The organism is Weissella uvarum, from assembly GCF_016908785.1.
In the GTDB taxonomy this organism is placed as follows: domain Bacteria; phylum Bacillota; class Bacilli; order Lactobacillales; family Lactobacillaceae; genus Weissella; species Weissella uvarum.
Genome location: NZ_JAFBEO010000002.1, coordinates 187,990 through 204,509 on the forward strand (window position 1 = coordinate 187,990; position 16,520 = coordinate 204,509).

General features: G+C 40.4%; 16 protein-coding genes and 1 riboswitch. Of the genes, 6 read left to right on the forward strand and 10 right to left on the reverse strand.

The genetic code is table 11. The features are described 5' to 3' along the window. Position 1 precedes the first annotated feature (1 nt). The 7 genes from JOC36_RS03450 to JOC36_RS03480 all read right to left on the reverse strand — a co-directional run bounded on the left by JOC36_RS03450 (position 2) and on the right by JOC36_RS03480 (position 6,549). A complete protein-coding gene (locus JOC36_RS03450) occupies positions 2-1,390 on the reverse strand; it encodes an RsmF rRNA methyltransferase first C-terminal domain-containing protein (RefSeq protein ID WP_205145110.1) in 1,389 nt (462 codons plus the stop codon). A gap of 95 nt (positions 1,391-1,485) precedes the next feature. After that, entirely contained in the window at positions 1,486-2,307 is an 822-nt protein-coding gene (locus tag JOC36_RS03455) for a Cof-type HAD-IIB family hydrolase (protein ID WP_205145111.1), read from the reverse strand. Positions 2,308-2,430: 123 nt separating this feature from the next. Further along, a complete protein-coding gene (locus JOC36_RS03460) occupies positions 2,431-3,417 on the reverse strand; it encodes a DUF4097 family beta strand repeat-containing protein (protein ID WP_205145112.1) in 987 nt (328 codons plus the stop codon). A 2-nt stretch (positions 3,418-3,419) separates the two neighbouring features. Further along, positions 3,420-4,049 carry a DUF1700 domain-containing protein gene (locus JOC36_RS03465; RefSeq protein ID WP_205145113.1) on the reverse strand — a complete coding sequence of 210 codons (630 nt, stop codon included), beginning with the start codon at positions 4,047-4,049 and terminating at the stop codon, positions 3,420-3,422. A gap of 1 nt (position 4,050) precedes the next feature. Continuing rightward, positions 4,051-4,359: a PadR family transcriptional regulator gene (locus JOC36_RS03470; RefSeq protein ID WP_205145114.1), complete on the reverse strand. Its 309-nt coding sequence runs from the start codon at positions 4,357-4,359 to the stop codon at positions 4,051-4,053. A 188-nt stretch (positions 4,360-4,547) separates the two neighbouring features. Beyond that, positions 4,548-5,546, reverse strand: a complete 999-nt coding sequence (locus JOC36_RS03475; RefSeq protein WP_205145115.1) for an aldo/keto reductase — start codon at positions 5,544-5,546, stop codon at positions 4,548-4,550. Positions 5,547-5,571: 25 nt separating this feature from the next. Next, positions 5,572-6,549 (reverse strand): ribose-phosphate diphosphokinase, encoded by a 978-nt coding sequence (locus JOC36_RS03480; RefSeq protein WP_205145116.1) that lies wholly within the window; start codon positions 6,547-6,549, stop codon positions 5,572-5,574. A 228-nt stretch (positions 6,550-6,777) separates the two neighbouring features. On the opposite strand from JOC36_RS03480, the gene JOC36_RS03485 reads away from it, so the two are divergent. From JOC36_RS03485 to JOC36_RS03510, 6 genes are all read left to right on the forward strand, one after another. Further along, positions 6,778-7,713 carry a dihydroorotate oxidase gene (locus JOC36_RS03485; protein ID WP_205145117.1) on the forward strand — a complete coding sequence of 312 codons (936 nt, stop codon included), beginning with the start codon at positions 6,778-6,780 and terminating at the stop codon, positions 7,711-7,713. A 22-nt stretch (positions 7,714-7,735) separates the two neighbouring features. Then, positions 7,736-7,824, forward strand: a riboswitch (TPP riboswitch). 135 nt (positions 7,825-7,959) lie between these two features. Further along, positions 7,960-8,520 carry an ECF transporter S component gene (locus JOC36_RS03490; RefSeq protein ID WP_205145118.1) on the forward strand — a complete coding sequence of 187 codons (561 nt, stop codon included), beginning with the start codon at positions 7,960-7,962 and terminating at the stop codon, positions 8,518-8,520. Positions 8,521-8,528: 8 nt separating this feature from the next. Then, on the forward strand, positions 8,529-9,947 hold the full coding sequence (locus JOC36_RS03495; RefSeq protein WP_205145119.1) for an ABC transporter ATP-binding protein: 1,419 nt from the start codon (positions 8,529-8,531) through the stop codon (positions 9,945-9,947). Continuing rightward, positions 9,937-10,590 (forward strand): energy-coupling factor transporter transmembrane component T family protein, encoded by a 654-nt coding sequence (locus JOC36_RS03500; protein WP_205145120.1) that lies wholly within the window; start codon positions 9,937-9,939, stop codon positions 10,588-10,590. The genes JOC36_RS03495 and JOC36_RS03500 overlap by 11 nt, the downstream gene beginning before the upstream one ends. A 330-nt stretch (positions 10,591-10,920) precedes the next feature. Next, on the forward strand, positions 10,921-11,172 hold the full coding sequence (locus JOC36_RS03505; RefSeq protein ID WP_205145121.1) for a hypothetical protein: 252 nt from the start codon (positions 10,921-10,923) through the stop codon (positions 11,170-11,172). A 120-nt stretch (positions 11,173-11,292) separates the two neighbouring features. Further along, positions 11,293-11,508, forward strand: a complete 216-nt coding sequence (locus JOC36_RS03510) for a hypothetical protein (RefSeq protein ID WP_205145122.1) — start codon at positions 11,293-11,295, stop codon at positions 11,506-11,508. A gap of 572 nt (positions 11,509-12,080) precedes the next feature. Here the strand turns inward: JOC36_RS03510 and JOC36_RS03515 are convergent. The 3 genes from JOC36_RS03515 to JOC36_RS03525 all read right to left on the reverse strand — a co-directional run bounded on the left by JOC36_RS03515 (position 12,081) and on the right by JOC36_RS03525 (position 16,392). Continuing rightward, positions 12,081-12,773 (reverse strand): hypothetical protein, encoded by a 693-nt coding sequence (locus JOC36_RS03515; RefSeq protein ID WP_205145123.1) that lies wholly within the window; start codon positions 12,771-12,773, stop codon positions 12,081-12,083. Positions 12,774-12,925: 152 nt separating this feature from the next. Then, complete coding sequence (locus JOC36_RS03520; protein ID WP_205145124.1) at positions 12,926-13,924, reverse strand: LPXTG cell wall anchor domain-containing protein; 999 nt, start codon at positions 13,922-13,924, stop codon at positions 12,926-12,928. A gap of 275 nt (positions 13,925-14,199) precedes the next feature. Next, positions 14,200-16,392, reverse strand: a complete 2,193-nt coding sequence (locus tag JOC36_RS03525; protein WP_205145125.1) for an SEC10/PgrA surface exclusion domain-containing protein — start codon at positions 16,390-16,392, stop codon at positions 14,200-14,202. Positions 16,393-16,520 lie beyond the last annotated feature (128 nt).

Sequence of the window (16,520 nt, forward strand, 5' to 3'; positions counted from 1 at the left end):
GTCATACTCCTTCTACTGTTTGAGGCTCCCGCGCTATAAAACGTAAGCCCTTTGGATAAAAATTCTTCATTTGCCCATTTACTAGCTTGCCAAAGCCAACCCCATTACCGGCCATGGTTAAGACATACCAACCATTTGGCTTTGTGCTGCCATTTTCAATCATAAATGTATCACCATGTACATATTGTTTCCACTCATCTATGCTCATTGCATAAGTTTGCTGGAAAGCCCCTGGATGTAGGGCTAATGCTAAGGCTAAACTAGGCTCAAAGCGTTTCTTTTTAAAGGTTCCTAAATGTAACCCCGCCCGTAAGACTTGCAAGCCCTTTAAATCAGGGGTATCAGTTGGCAAAGCATAGAGTTGGTCACCAAAGGCATAGAGCGTCTGATCAAGTGGCTCAACCAAGTTTTCTTGGGCAAATTGTGCCCATAAATCACGTTGCTCAGCTGTTAGATTGGTTCGCGCTAACTTAGGTACTTTTGCCGTCGCTGTATCTGGCGAACCAGCTTTATGCAATTTAGCCATAAAGTGCCCTTCTCCAGCCACGTGTTGTGGAAATAAGCGCACTGTTTTCTTGAGTTCTGGATTTCCATCAGCCCATTCTGGACGACCATCATCCACTCCAGCTGCTTTTTCAACTGAATCAATCGAAAATTCTGGATAGTTATCTAAGAGCCAGGCAACAACTTGTTCATCTTCTTCTGGTGCAAAAGTACAAGTTGAATAAACCAAAGTTCCGCCAGGCTTAAGCATTTTAACCGTATCCGTCAAAATTTCTTTTTGGCGTGCTGCATTTTCCGCTGGATAATCGGCTGACCAATACTGCATGGCATCAGGATCTTTACGGAACATCCCTTCACCTGAACATGGAGCATCTAACACAATCACATCAAAATATTCCGGAAATTTTTTGGCCAAACTTGTGGCATCATGATTAGTCACTAAACTATTCGCAACACCAAAGCGTTCCATATTTTCACTGAGAATCCCTGCACGCTTTTTATTGATTTCATTTGACACTAACAAGCCTGATTGTTGCATGAATGAGGCAAGATGCGTTGATTTGCCACCTGGTGCTGCAGCCAAATCTAATACTTTTTGGCCTGGCTTTGGGGCAGCTAGCTCACCCACTAATTGAGCTGAAGGTTCTTGAGAATATACAAGACCGTCCGTATGATCAACAGAATGTCCATAAACATCTCCATAATAACCATAACGGCTCCACGGAATTGGCGCTTCAGCCTTCGTATCAGTTAATGATGTATTTGCTTTGAGCGGATTGATGCGAAAAGCTTTAGCTGGTTCTGCCGCCAAAGCGGTAAAAAAAGCATCAGCTTCCTCGCCTAATAATTCGCGATATTTTTCTTCAAATGCTACGGGTAAATCCATTATCGCAACCGCCCTTCGTTACATAGTTAATTTACATTTTAGCATAAGCGAGAGGCAAACTCACGTGTAAAACTAAGGGATTTATTGCGACATCTTCAAACAAGTTTTAACACATTTTCTAAATAATCAGCTAACCCATCTTCGTTATTTGTTTTGCGTGTCACAGCATTAGCAATGGGGCGTAATTTTTCATTTCCATTTGCCATCATAATGCCATGTGCCGCACCATACAGCATATCGTAATCATTCATTTCATCCCCGAAGGCATATGTGTGATCAACATCAATGTCATAGGCCTTTTGCAAGCTAGTTAGCCCCATATATTTATTCACGAAATTCACGCCAATTGACACAATTGGTGAACCAGCGCCCCATGCTCGTGCTTCCACATTTTCATGTCCATACCTTTGATTAATATAATCAATGAAATCTGCTTGCTGATTTGAGTCAATGTAAATCAAAGCTTCATTAATAGTTTCTGGTAGATTATCCAACGTTAAGAGCCGCCGTTCACGCATATTCATTGGGAAGAAAAGGGCTGTTTCAGATTCGAGCGCCAATCGTTGGGCACGTCCCCATGCCCCATGCTCATTCTCAAGCACCATCCCCTGAATCTTAAACCGCTCAACTTGCAAAATAACATCAACAATAATCTCTGAACTAAAGGTAAATGAGTATTCCCCATCCCAGTCTTGGTTTGGTAATGTCACTAGTCCTCCGTTAAAATTAACTAAAGGTGATGTTAACCCAATTTCTTGATAAATTTGGGTTGAAATTCGTGGTGAACGCCCAGTAATAATGGCAACAATATGCCCATTGGCTTGGACTGCTTGCAAAACTTCTTTCGTATAGTTTGAAACTTTACCGTCATCCCGTAAAGTCGTATGATCTAAATCAATTCCGATTAATTTTTTCATTTAATACATCCATTTAATTTTATTTACTACTCAGATTAGCCGATAGCTAAGCGTTATGCAAGCTAAGCCCTTTCAGTCATTTACAAAAAAACATCTTAGCCTGATCGCTAAGATGTTTCTTACTTAATTTTCAGTTGAATCTGTTGTGTCATCAGTTGTGTCGTCTGAATCTTCATCTGAGTAATCATCGCCTGAATAATCATTCTCATCTGGTAGGCCCTTATATTGACTTAGTGTTAAATGGGCATCTTCAGCATTAATCGTCAAAGCTTGGGTCTGATTACCACGTTTAACGGCGTTCTTACTCCGCTTAACATAGAAGCCATCCTTTTTATCATCCTCTGATTGATTGAATGAGATATCATTGTCCGTATGCAAGTTAAAGCCCGGAACCTTGATGCGATCAATACGAACATTACCATCTGCTAACTTAATTTGACTAGCCATTTGTAATTTCAAACCTGATCCTTCAATGTGCATGTCTTTTCCAACGACCTTCATCCGCTTCAAATTAACATCATCTAATGCGATACGACCATCTTCACCATGATAGTCAAAATTACCGCCTGTAAAGTCAGACATCCGAACGCCACCATCAGTCAAACTGACTTTAGTTTGGGCAGCATGCAATTTATCTAACACGATTCCACCGTCATCCCCAGTGACATTAATGTTTTTAATCTTGACACCCTTTGGTGCGATAATGGTCATCGCATTGCCAGTACCTTCATCATATGAAGATGATGAAAAATGGAATTCCCCGTTTCCAGTTGTCATCACAAAATTATTATTCATATTATTTGCAGTAACATTTAATTGTTTATTTTTTAACTCAACTGATGGTTGCTTACCATCATATGATATGGTCTTAACAATCCATTTATTTGAATCACCCTCACGCACATTGATTTGTTGATCTTTTACGTTCAAATTCAATCGTTCAATATCATTTTGATTGTAAGTTTGTGATTGTTTCCGAACATCAACTGTTTTTAAACGACGGCCATCAACTGCCAAATTAAAATTTGCATTATCAAAGTTAAAATACATCAAGCCTGCTCCGGCAAGACTAAGAACACTTCCAATAATTAGTGGTGCTTTTAAACGCATGATTACCCCTCCTTTACTTTTGAATCACGACGATGTGAAACTAACTTGCGACCAATCCACTTCATAAAGTCGATAAATTTCTCAAATAGCCACTTAGTAATATTCCAGATGATTGGTCCAAAGATAACTGCTAAACCAGTCGCAACCAAGCCCATCCCCATAAAGAATAAGCCCGTTGGCACTGAACTTGAGAGCAAAGTAAAGCCAGCAAATACGGCCAACAAGCCCCCAGCTAACAAACCAATCACTGTCGCGTAAATGCCAAAGACCATCATGACAAAACCAAATAAGACGCTTCCGATAATTGGAATTAAAATCAAAGCAAGTATGAATAATACTGGACTAGCAAGCAATAGTAATAGAATGAGTAAAATCATTTCACTACGATTCTTACCCTTAGATGGCTTTTGCTCAGTATCAGTCGTCACATTACCATCATCAACATCCATGGCATACTCCAAACGTAATGAGCGGGCCAATTGCTTTGGTGTCCCATATTTTTGAACCATTTGATCGACTGTCCAACCAGCATCCATTGCTTGCTCTTCATAAAATTGAATCATTTCATCTTGATCGCGCGTCGGAACGCCATTTAAATAATTCCTAACTTCAGCAAAATAATCTTCAAACATCTTATTCCTCCTCCAGTAATGCATTCACAGCTTCGTCAAATTCTCCCCAAGCCGTTCTAATTTCAGCTAAATGTTGTTGTCCTTCATCAGTAACGTGATAATAACGCCGAATTCTCCCCTCAAAAGGTTCATCATAAGTTGTTAAGTACGCATTTTTCTTCAATCGACGTAGCACTGGATACATCGTTGATTCACTAACATTTAATTTTTCTTGAACAGCTTTCGTTATCACATAGCCGTATGTATCTTCCTTAGCCAAAATTGAAAGCACAATGCCATCTAAAATGACTGTGGGCACTTGAATATCCATCAGTGTGCTCCTTTCATGTTATTTCTTGTATAGCATTATATTATACAACAAATAATATAATGTCAAGCACCACAATAAATTGAATACAAAAACATGGTGAATCATCAAGTAAAATCATTAAAAAAGCAGTCATATCAATGACATGACTGCTTTTTATTTAAATTAGTTTTATTGATTTTTCACAGAAATTACTCTGGTTTGTTCGCAAGAATCCGATCAATTTCAGCTAATTCATCAGCTGTAAAGTCCATGTTGCCAGCAACTTTAACATTATCTAACAAATGCTCAACTGATGAAGCCCCAATAACAATTGAAGCCACACGATGATCACGTAACAACCATGCCTCAGCCATTTGCGCCAAAGTTTGATTACGATTCTTAGCCAAATCATTCAAAGCATTTAACTTAGCAACCGTACCATCAGGATCATCAGCAATAAATGAATTTGAGCGATGCAATGGCAAATCAGTTGGGAAACCATCAAGATAACGATCAGTCAACAAACCTTCCGCCAAAGGGCCGTAGGCGATTAAGCCAGCATGGTGTTGATCCAAAATGTCAAGCATTTGGTCTTGTTCCGCTTCACGATTGAACATATTATATGACATTTGGTGCGCCACAAATGGCGTATGCAATTCTTCAAAAATCTTTGTAATTTCAGCCGTTTGCTCAGCAGTAAAGTTTGAAACCCCAACATACAATGCCTTACCTTGGCGGACCAATGAATCTAACGCTTCAGCCGTCTCACGCAAGTTAGTATTAGGATCCCAACGGTGCGCATAGAAAATATCCACATAATCTAAGTGCATCCGTTGCAATGACAAATCTAATGCCGCTGTAAGCGTCTTACGACCTGAGAACTCACCAAGTGGACCAGGCCACATATGATAACCCGCTTTAGTCGTGATTACTAACTCATTTCGATAAGGCTTCAAATCACTTTGATAAACTGCACCAAATGTTTCTTCAGCCGTTCCATTAGACGGACCATAGTTTGATGCATTATCAAAAGAAAAAATACCATTATCAAAGGCCTTCAAAATCACTTCACGTGAATTGGCTAAAGGCTTTTGGTCTCCTAAATTACGCCATAGACCAAATGACAAAGCTGGCAAAATCAAACCTGAATCTGAAACACGCCGGTATGGCAATTTCTCATAACGATCTTCTGCTGCCGCATATACCATAACTAATACCTCTCTTATCTAACTTTTATAATTTAACGTTTGGATTATTGTCTGACTTTAATAACTTATCTAAAGGTTCATTTTCATAAATCCGCTTAATTGCCAAGGCTAACAAAGGCGCCACCGATAGGACCGTTAACTTGTCTGAGCGATTCTCATCAGAAATTGGGACAGTATCTGTGACCACGATATGATCAATGTTCTCATCATTTGCCAATAGTTGACCAGCTTCATCTGCAAAAACAGCGTGCGTCGCAACCGGATAAACGGCAGTGGCTCCATTAGCCTTAAGGGCTTTAGCTGTTAATTGCATCCGATGTCCTGAATCAATGATGTCATCAATCACAATTGCTCGACGCCCAGCAACTTCACCCATGATTGCGTTAGGTGATTCTGGATTATCTTTAGCAACATCATCATTAACCACACCCCAAGGCGCATCTAACAATTCCGCAAATTTACGAGCCCGTCCAGCCCCCGTATGGTCTGGTGAAACAACCACCATATTTTCCGTCAAATCATTTTTGAAAAAATAATCTGATAACAATGGTGCTGCTAATAGATGATCCACTGGAATATCAAAGAACCCTTGAATCTGTGGTGCATGCAAATCAATTGTAACGACTCGGTCAACCCCATTCATTTCCAACAATGAGGCTAATAATTTAGCCGTAATTGGTTCACGTGGCTTAGCCTTTCGGTCAGCACGACCATAACCAAAATAAGGGATAACCACACTGATTGTCCGAGCAGAACTACGGCGAAGCGCATCCACTGCAATCATAATTTCCATAAAACTATCGTTAGCTTCAGAAGCAATGGGTGAAATCACAAAAATATCATCCCCACGAACACTCTCTAAAATATGCTCATAGATTTCACCATCTGCAAAGGTATTTTCTTCAATTTTTCCTAGTTCAACATGCAAATTAGCTGCGACTTGCTCAGCAAGTTGATAATTTGTTGATAAACCAAATAATTTTAATTCAGATGGCACAATCATCCCTCCATAATCATGTGGACTTGCCGTCCAACAGTTACATATTCACAAATTCATTTTAGCAGATTTACCGCGGACTCGCTATGTAGGATTGATTGAATCACAATAAAATTAGTCACACCCCCCACAAAATTTGGACTTTCAAGCAAGTAAAATCATCCTAGATTTTTTAACCTAACACTGGTAAAATTAAGTAAAATATTGTTGAAACGTAAAATTAAGGAGTTAATTATGACATCAATGACTGCGAGCATTGCCAACTTCACTTTTAACGACATTCTATTGAATGCCGCTGGTGTATATTGCCAAACCGATGAAGAACTTGATCAAATTTTAAAAGCCGACGGAGCCGGCTCACTTGTGACCAAAAGCGCTACCCCAATTGAACGTGCCGGTAATCCAGGTGTGCGTTATGCTGACATGCCGCTTGGTTCAATCAATTCAATGGGCTTACCTAACCTTGGTTTAGACTATTATTTAGACTATACCATTAAGCACCAAAGCGAAAAGCCTTTGTTTCTTTCAATTGCCGGATTAAGCAAAGCTGACAATCTTAACATGCTAAAAGAAATCCAAGCATCCGATTTCAACGGGCTAGTTGAATTGAATCTTTCATGCCCTAACGTTCCAGGTAAGCCACAAACTGGCTATGATTTTGAAACAACTGCACAAATTTTAGAAGAAGCCTTTGCTTTCTTCGACAAACCACTCGGCGTTAAATTACCACCCTATTTTGACATCGCTCACTTTGACATGATTGCTAAAATTTTGAACCAATTCCCACTTGCTTTTGTTAACACCATTAACTCAATTGGAAATGCAATGATGGTCGATCCTGAAACTGATACAGCAATGATTGCTCCTAAGGGAGGCTTTGGTGGTATCGGTGGAGCCATCGCTAAGCCAACCGCCTTAGCGAATGTCCGCGCCCTTCGACAGCGCCTCAATCCTGAAATTAAGATTATTGGAACTGGTGGTGTTAAAACCGGACGCGATGTTTATGATCTCATCTTATGTGGTGCTGACCTTGTTAGTGTTGGAACGACCCTCCACCAAGAAGGACCACAGGTATTTGGTCGCTTAAAGCAAGAACTAGCCGACGAAATGTCTAAGAAAAATTATACTGATGTGACAGATTTCCGAGGACAATTGCAAACCCTTGCGTAATCATCTATAATCAAAATAACGAATCAACCAGCTGGGGTGCCATTAGGCTGAGATAATACCCACAAACCTGATCCAGATAATACTGGCGGAGGGAGCTTGGTTTTGTTTACAGCATATTGTCTGTAACTCATTAAGTGTAAACAAAAGCCGTAGTTAAACCTGCCTTTAGTGTGCGTTTAGCTACGGCTCTTTTTTTATCTCCAAACTGTGTCTGATTCGAAAATACTATGAAGGAGGTTGCCTGTCATGCAAACAGTGCAACAATCAAAAGCTCATTGGAGCTTACGCGATGTTATTTTCTTAGCAATTATTGCTATTTTCTTTGGTATCATTTACCAACTTTGGAGTTATATGTACTATGTCTTAGCCGCGACCCCACTTAAACCGTTCGCCAATGATGCCACAATTGGCGTTTGGTTAATGGCCGGTCCAATGGCTGGGGTTGTGCTCAAAAAAATTGGTGCCACCTTTTTAGGTGAAATTTTAGCCTCAGTGGTCGAAATGCTTCTTTTCTCAAGTTGGGGCGTTTCAACGCTTCTTGCCGGGGCCATTCAAGGCCTTGGTAGCGAATTAGGTTTCACCTTCACTGGCTATAAAAATTGGGGAAAAACTGGCTTAGCTTTGTCAGTAGTGACTTCAACCATTGTCACTTTTGCATGGGATTTGTTCAGTAATGGCTACCTACATTATAACTTCATGATGTTGGTGGGCTTGTTCAGTGTCCGTCTCATCTCAATTGGTTTCTTTGCCGGCGTCTTAGTCGATTGGATTAAGCGTTTGCTGGATCGGACTGGTCTTTTAAAGTAAAACATACTATGACAACACTATCAGTTAATCATTTTTCATTTCAATACGATGAAACCCACCCTGCTCAGCTTCATGACGTTACATGGCAACCACAACCAGGGAGCTTTAACCTGTTAGTCGGACCATCTGGTAGCGGTAAATCAACTTTGCTACATGCCATGGCTGGCTTGTTACCACATTACGGTGGCCAAATTCTGCAAGGTAATATCGCCTTAGACGGGGTACCAATTGACACTGTCGCTCCTTTTGAACGATCTAAACGGGTCGGGTTACTGTTTCAAAACCCAAATCGACAGTTTGCCATGCAAACACCGACCGAGGAGCTACGCTTTGCCTTAGAAAACTTACAACTCCCTAAGGATGTGATTGAAGCTCGCATTCCTGAAAGCTTAACAGCTGTAGGTATCAGTCATCTCGCCCATCATAAAATTACGACGCTTTCTGGCGGCGAGAAACAAAAAGTTGCTTTAGCTACCGTGTTGGCGCTCGGCAGTGATTTCATTTTACTAGACGAACCATTTGCCAATGTTGATCCGGTTGCCCGCGAATCACTGTTAGCGTTACTTAAAACATTACAGCAGGACTTGCACAAAACCATTATTGTGACCGATCATGATTTGTCTGGCTACACTTCTCTGGTGGATAACATTTACCAATTAAATCCTGAAACAAAATCTCTCCAAGTAGCATCTCAAGATATTTTTGCTCAATTTATTGAGGTGGCTCCAGCTTGGTTTAAACCTCAGGTAGCTGTTGCGAATAGTCCACTTGCATTAGAGCAAGTTGGTTTAACCGTTGCAGACCGCACCTTACTTACTGATGCGACCTTTCAATTTCCAAAAGGCCAATTAGGTCTGCTTTCAGGCGCGAATGGAAGTGGCAAATCTACCTTATTTGCGGCCATTTCTCACCAAACTAACTACACTGGAAAAATTAATTGGCAAGACCAGGATAGTCAAAAAATTAAGTTAAAAAAATGGTCCAAAACAGTTGGTTTAGTTTTTCAAGATGCTTTGGACCAATTCGTTAAGTTCACAGTTCAAGATGAATTAGCCTTGTCGCAAAAGTATAGCTTATTGCCCAATTATTGGACTAATGAACGCATTACAACCGCCCTTACACAATTAAATTTAACTGATTTTACAACAGCAAATCTCTACCAATTATCAGGTGGGCAACAAAAGAAGGTGCAGATTCTCAGCATGTTAATGATGGGGCAAGCTTTCTTACTCTTTGATGAGCCTTTAGCTGGACTAGATTACGCGTCAATGCAGCAAGTATTGTCCTTAATTCAGCAAACTTTACGGGATAATCATCTCTCAGGCGTCCTGATTTCCCATCAACGAACTGGTCTTGATTCTTTTATTGATTATGAAATTCGCATTGCGCACCAAACTTTGATTACGGAGGTGCCTCATGCAAATTAATCCCAGTGTATTAATTATTATTTTATTAGGGATTGGAATCCCAATGGCCTTTGTTCAATCAATCCCCGTAAATATTGTGGTTTGCATGATCGCGCTAATTTACTTAGCTTACCGTCGTGCTTCAATCAAAACGATTACGCTTGTTGGACTGATTACACTGCCACTAGCATTAGGAACCGGTTGGTCATTCATCGCTTTTGGGACTGGCGATGTCTGGCACCAAGCTTGGTTACAAGTGACTCGTTTATTCGCCTATGTACTCTTGGGAATGACTTTAACCCTTACGACGCATGTCAAAGATATTCTTTTTAGTTGTGTTTTGCACTTACACCTGTCGCCAACGTTCGCTTACGGGCTCCTAGCAGCCTTTAATTTGCTTCCCCGGATTCAGCGTCAGGTAAAAATTATTCGTTATTCCGCAAATTTACGCGGACTAACATATCATCTTTGGCAACCACAATTGTATTTCAAAGCCATCTTAAGCGCTTTGCAATGGTCCAACGATCTAGCGCAAGGGATGTCCTCACATGGTTTTTCTGAAGGTTTTCCTCGTACCATGACGTATACAGATACCCTACCGAAGTGGCAATGGCTTTTAGCCGTCGTTTTGATCATTACTTATAGTTACTTTGGATTTTTTTAGCCTATAACCGCTCGTAAGCTTCATGCTTTAGCTAGGCACCACACAATCTTTTTTGATTGTGTGGTTTTTTTATTTCACTTATCGCTAAATAAAAGGTAAAGACTATTTGATATTGACGTAACTCACATGCAAAGGGTAAAATGCAGAATGTGTTAAAAAATATATCAATACTATAATCATGAAATAAGTATAGGATGATTAAGTGAGATAAATTCTTATAATAGCAACCGTACGTCATGGTGCCAAACACTGAGCTTACATCCTAAATAACCCACTTCCGTCGAACACAAGCATGACATCGACAACAATCACGAGAGGAGTATCGCACTTATGAAACACGTTCATGAGTATTCTAATCGCGAACTCATCGCGATTTTAAACTTTGCCTTTATTGATAATTTTGACAATCAAATTCCAATTCGTAAGGTGACACAGGCAATTAATATTTCACCCGATACTTATTACAAATATCGTAATCATTATCGTGCGACCCATGATTTATCTGTCTTAAAGAAGCTCCCTAGCTCTGCTTTGTTATATTTTGTAAAAGCTTACAATCAATATCATCAACAAAAAAGTTAGAAAAATATTATAAATCTTTGTTAATTACTTTGACAAAGGCGCTTTTTTCAATATAATCAAATAGTATAGTGTCCACTTTTCGGACATTATAGCGTAAGAATATTTAGGAGGGACTCATCAATGGACAACGAAGCCGAATATATGGTTAATACCATTACCCAGTTCATTAAAGCTCATTCCATCAACGAAGCTACTGAACAATTAGGTATTTCTGATCAAACGTTGCACCAATTCGAGTCAGCTGTCGCTGCCGAAGAATTTGATACCGCGTTATCACTTATTCCATCTGCAAGTTACCTAAATATTTCCAATCAAGCAGATGATCGCCAGATATAAAGCTTACTTATCTTATCTGACAGATACTCATCCTTGATGGAATCCAATTTAAGTTAACTGCACTAGCAACCAAATTAACTACACCACAACTAATACGAGCGGTATATTAATAATATTTTGGGGAGAAATGGGAACTGTATTATTTTCTACTCAATCGGGGGGTTGCAACTGTCTACGACTTAAATTGGATTTTTTGCTATTATTAACTCAATTTTATTATTTAAAAACGGCTGACATAATACTATGTCAGCCAAAAGGCCTGCTTCCCGTAAACTTATAGGAAGCAGGCCTTTTTACTACACTTTTACAATAATCTAGACTGCTTCGCTTAAACAACTCCCTTACCCATACCTACATTTCATAACTTCAAAATTAGTCATGCTTTATCCAAAGCTTGGACTGTAACCATACCAAAATTACTAGCTAAAGCACCCTTTGCTTCCTGGAATTAATCCAAATATTAAATGCATCCTATATACAACATTGCAATCAGGCCAATATAATCAATCGCACTCACCTACTTTTTTGCACAAAAAAATCCGTAACATTTCAGTGTTACGGCAATTAGGAATTTAGAAATCCTTTTTCATTTCTTTAACGTATTCTTTGTAGAAAGCCAAAGCATATTGAATATTTGCATTGCTACCATACTTCTTCACAAAATTTTGCAAAGCTTTATAGCGCTTTTCAGGTTCATAAACAAACTTATTTAAAAATGCTTGCATTTCCTTAGCATTTTTCGGATCCTTCGTCTTATCAATATCTACACATAACTTATTGATATAGTTAACTTGGCGCTTGCCTTCTTCATTCCGAATTTGTTGCTTGGTTTTCTTAGGAGCTGGCTTCTTCTTGGCGGGTGCCTTCTTAACTGGCGCCTTCTTTGCTGGCGTCTTTTTGGCGGGTGCCTTCTTAACTGGCGCCTTCTTTGCTGGTGCCTTCTTGACTGGCGCTTTCTTAGCCGGTGCCTTCTTGACTGGTGCCTTCTTCGCAGCCACTGTTTCGACGACTGGCACTTTATTCACCGCAGCTTTAATCTCTGCTTGCTTTGGAGCAACTTCAGTCGACTTAACGTCCACTGCCTTATCAACATCTGTAACGTCTGTTTGCTCAGATGGTGTTGTAGCAGTTTTTTCATCCGTCGTCACTACTACTGATGAATTATCCTGCTCATTTTGCGTCAATTCATCAGCGCTGGCGACTGATCCAACACCCAAAAGGATTGCGATTGCAATCGAAAATGTGATTCCCGTTTTCTTAAACATCATTTCCCTCCAAGGAATATTAAAATTATATTTCTTACACCATAATCATATAGAATGAACCAGATTAGGTCAATACAAGATTACAAAATCATGACAAAATTTGATAACAAAAAAGCATGCTCAATTATTGAACATGCTTTTTTTAAAGTTAATTATGAACGCTTCTTGTATCCAAAACCAAGCGCACCCAAACCAGCTAGCATTGCCGCACCGGCAATTGCCAAACCGTTTTGTGCATCTGAACCAGTATTTGGCAATGTCTTGGCATCAGCACCATGGTACTTTGCCATACGTGTTTGTGCATCAGTTGCTGTCTTGTCTGAAGCACCGATGGCATTAGGGTTAACGCTTGTTCCCTTCGCTTGGCCACCGTTCGTTGCTGCCATTTCGTCAATGTCTTCGTCTTCGTCCTCATCTTCTGAAAGTAAGTCTTCAAAATCGTCCAAGTAATCTGAAATGAAGTCCATCAAGTCATCTAATTCAGCATTTGATCCATTAGCCGCAATATAGTCACCTAATTCATTTTCCAAATCAACCATAGCGTCATAGTACTTAACCATAAAGGCTTCATATTGCGCATCTGTCATGTTGTCCAAAGTTGCAATTGGGTCAGTTTGTCCCATCAACCAGTTGGTAAATGGGTTATCAATTGCATCAAAGCGATCACCGGCCACTTCAGCGACTTGGTCCTTAGTCATTGACTTTGTGATTTTTTGGCTTGAAGCAGCTTTTTTAACTGTTGGCGCTGTCTTTGAAGCACTTACTGAAGTACTTTGTGCAGTTGCTGACGTTGCAGCAGCTGATGTAGATTTCGCCGCTTGTGACTTTACTGCTTGTGAACTAGCAGCTGACTTTGAAGCCGCTGATTGTGAGCTAGCAGAAGTTGATTGCGTTGCTTCTGAAGTTGCAGCTTGTGAGCTAACCGCTTGTGAAGTTGCAGCTTGTGAACTGGCTGCTTGAGAAGTTGCAGCTTGTGAACTAACCGCTTGTGAGTCAGCCGTAGTTGAAGTTGCCGTTTGGCTATCAGCAGCAACTTGTTGTGTGGCAACAGGCGCAGCTGTGTTGTTATCAGCATCCGCATGTGCAGTTGTATCCGTCAATGCAACCGCAGTCAACGCTGCAGTAGCAAACAATAGTTGTTTCTTAGTCATTTTCCCACTCCTATAATCATCAATATGCTTAAATTAATTTCTTAAGGTTATCTTAACAAGGTATTTTACACCAGTCAATAAAATAATTTTATTTCTATATTAGATTACACTCATAATACATGCATCGTTTTTACATAAAGATTACGACTATATTTTAAAACGTTTTTACATTGCTACAGATCATCCAATAATAAACGCCTCAACAAAAAAGGCGTTAGTTTCAAAAACTAACACCAATCCGTGGCGATATTCTGTTTCTGCTGTACTATCAACGCTTAAACTCGTACAACCGTTTGTTGAGCTGTTAACAACGCTTGCTCACGAGCTAACTTTGCTGCCGCGAGCCGGTTTTGCGCCCCTTGACTAGCGGTTGTTGTTTGTTCAACATGATGTTTTGCAACATTTAAGTCAGCTTGCGCATCGATAACGGCTTGTTTCGTTTGCTTAACTTTGGCCTGAGCTACACTGAGCGCTGATTGAGTCGTACTTGCATCATTAAGTTGCGTAATTTGCTGCTGTAACGCTTTTAATTCAGCACGGGTTTTAGCTAATGCCTTGGTCGTTTGATCTAATTTGGCTTGGGCATTCTTCACTGCCGTGTTAGCATTCGCAGTGCGCTTAACCGCGGCTTGTTTTTCAGCTTGTGCTTTCGTATTAGCTTTTTTAGCTACATCTAATTTACTTTGTAGCTGCTTCACCTTAGCTTGGTATTTTTTATCCGCTGCAATTGCCTTATCTAACGTCTTTTTAGCCTGGTTATACGCACTTTGACTTTGCGCTTGTTTCTTTTTAGCAGCTTGCAAGGCTGTATCCGCCTGTTTCACAGAAGTTTGGGCCGCTTGCAAAGCCGTATTTGCTTGCTTTAGTTGGGCATTAGCCGCATTCAACGCCTGCTGGGTGGCAACATATTCCGGATTTTCAACTGTTACCATCTCATCTGGTCCGATCGCATCAGCAGTTGGTTTGATTTCGTGGTCAAAGCCTAACTGTGACTTCACTTGAGTATCACTAACCCCCGTAATTTGGTAAGTAATAAAATCAGTCAGCACCTGCCATTGATTACCGGTCGCACTATTATCTCCAACATATTGAATAAACGGCACCACCAAGGTGATAAAACCAGGCCGGTCTGCCTCAAGCATGTTATCACGATGACCCCAAGCTGAATCAGTATCTTTATAAGCCATGGCCGTTAAGATATTCAAAATATCAACCTTCAACGCCAACATTGTGGTTCCATTAGCGAAGCCCAAATTTTGGGCACTTCCCGCATGGAATAACTTGGTTGGATTCTGCCAATCTGCACCAATTCGACTATGCTCATCAACAATTTTATTCAACCCACGTTGATTTAACTCATAGTCCATAATTGACGTCCAGAGATTTTCGGTCATCTTCAAAGGTGCTAGGCCATTCTGGCGCCGGAAAGAATTAATTAACCGTAATTGATAAGCTGCCAGTTCACGTTGTTGTTTAACCGAGAGTGGACCCGTAAGCTTTTCGGATTGATCAGTTGCTTTATCAACAACGTACCAACCATAATAACCACCCTTTTGACCACTAGTTGCTTTTGTATCTTGTGGTTGTTTCAATTCACGTGGCAACTGCAAATCCGTACCAATGCGATGATTATAATCAGTTGCTAATGCCCCACCATCTTTCTCTGATGGTGCAACCGGCTGACCAGGCCCAGACTGCGTCCGCTTAATGGTCTTATCTGTCTGCGCTAACTTGTTCTTAGCCGCATCAATGCGTTTTTGCGCTGCTTGTTTGGCTTGTTGCTGCTTAGTCAATTTTTGTTGTGCACTGTTCTTGGTCGCCTGCTTATTGGCAGTATTCTTTTTGGCTGCATTCAAATTTTTTTCAGCTGTTTTAAATTTATTATGTGATTTTTCGACAGACGTCCCTTTCGCTGCGTTATTGCGATTTTGCTGGGCTTTATTTTGTGTATTTTGCGTTGCGCTGGCTGCCTTTTCTTTTTGAGCTTGCTTCGCTTTAGCCTCAGCCGCTTGTTTAGCTGCTTTGTCTTTAGCCGCTTGTGCCGCTTTAGCTTCCTTTTCCTTTTGCGCAATTTCGGCCTGCTTTTTAGCCGCTTTAGCTTGCGCTTCCTTTAACTTAGCAATTCGATCTGCCTCAGCTTGTTTGGCTTTAGCTTCATTTTCTGCGGCAAGTTTGTCATGAGCTTGTTGTTCGGCTAATTTTTGCTGAGCTTGTTGCTCCGCTACCAATGCTTCTTGATGCGCCTGGGCCTGCCGATCAGCTTCTAATTGTGCCTCCCGTTCCAATTCCGTTGTTTGATCAACCTGTGCTTGAGCATCCTTAAGGCGTTGTTCGTTTTCAGTATTTTCCTGAAGATTTACCTGTGATGTCGCGTCAGACACTTGTTCACTATCCGCATGTGCGGTTGTTGTCGCGAACGCGACTGTTGAGAGGGTGGCGGTGGCAAAAAGTAACTGTTTTTTAGTCATATCCATACTCCTATCATGGTTATTCGACTCCATCCAGCTGATATATTGCAATGATTATAACAAGTAACTAAACCAACAATCAACAAAAAACATATTATTAAAATCATGTACTATGAAATAAAGCACTA

Excerpts from the sequence above, each read along its gene's own strand:
- JOC36_RS03510 (WP_205145122.1), top strand. The coding sequence starts at position 11,293 with ATGGACAACGAAGCCGAATATATGGTTAATACCATTACCCAGTTCATT.
- JOC36_RS03505 (WP_205145121.1), top strand. The coding sequence starts at position 10,921 with ATGAAACACGTTCATGAGTATTCTAATCGCGAACTCATCGCGATTTTA.
- JOC36_RS03500 (WP_205145120.1), top strand. The coding sequence starts at position 9,937 with ATGCAAATTAATCCCAGTGTATTAATTATTATTTTATTAGGGATTGGA.
- JOC36_RS03495 (WP_205145119.1), top strand. The coding sequence starts at position 8,529 with ATGACAACACTATCAGTTAATCATTTTTCATTTCAATACGATGAAACC.
- JOC36_RS03450 (WP_205145110.1), bottom strand. The coding sequence starts at position 1,390 with ATGGATTTACCCGTAGCATTTGAAGAAAAATATCGCGAATTATTAGGC.
- JOC36_RS03520 (WP_205145124.1), bottom strand. The coding sequence starts at position 13,924 with ATGACTAAGAAACAACTATTGTTTGCTACTGCAGCGTTGACTGCGGTT.
- JOC36_RS03470 (WP_205145114.1), bottom strand. The coding sequence starts at position 4,359 with ATGGATATTCAAGTGCCCACAGTCATTTTAGATGGCATTGTGCTTTCA.
- JOC36_RS03525 (WP_205145125.1), bottom strand. The coding sequence starts at position 16,392 with ATGACTAAAAAACAGTTACTTTTTGCCACCGCCACCCTCTCAACAGTC.
- JOC36_RS03460 (WP_205145112.1), bottom strand. The coding sequence starts at position 3,417 with ATGCGTTTAAAAGCACCACTAATTATTGGAAGTGTTCTTAGTCTTGCC.
- JOC36_RS03480 (WP_205145116.1), bottom strand. The coding sequence starts at position 6,549 with ATGATTGTGCCATCTGAATTAAAATTATTTGGTTTATCAACAAATTAT.
- JOC36_RS03465 (WP_205145113.1), bottom strand. The coding sequence starts at position 4,049 with ATGTTTGAAGATTATTTTGCTGAAGTTAGGAATTATTTAAATGGCGTT.
- JOC36_RS03455 (WP_205145111.1), bottom strand. The coding sequence starts at position 2,307 with ATGAAAAAATTAATCGGAATTGATTTAGATCATACGACTTTACGGGAT.
- JOC36_RS03515 (WP_205145123.1), bottom strand. The coding sequence starts at position 12,773 with ATGTTTAAGAAAACGGGAATCACATTTTCGATTGCAATCGCAATCCTT.
- JOC36_RS03490 (WP_205145118.1), top strand. The coding sequence starts at position 7,960 with ATGCAAACAGTGCAACAATCAAAAGCTCATTGGAGCTTACGCGATGTT.
- JOC36_RS03475 (WP_205145115.1), bottom strand. The coding sequence starts at position 5,546 with ATGGTATATGCGGCAGCAGAAGATCGTTATGAGAAATTGCCATACCGG.
- JOC36_RS03485 (WP_205145117.1), top strand. The coding sequence starts at position 6,778 with ATGACATCAATGACTGCGAGCATTGCCAACTTCACTTTTAACGACATT.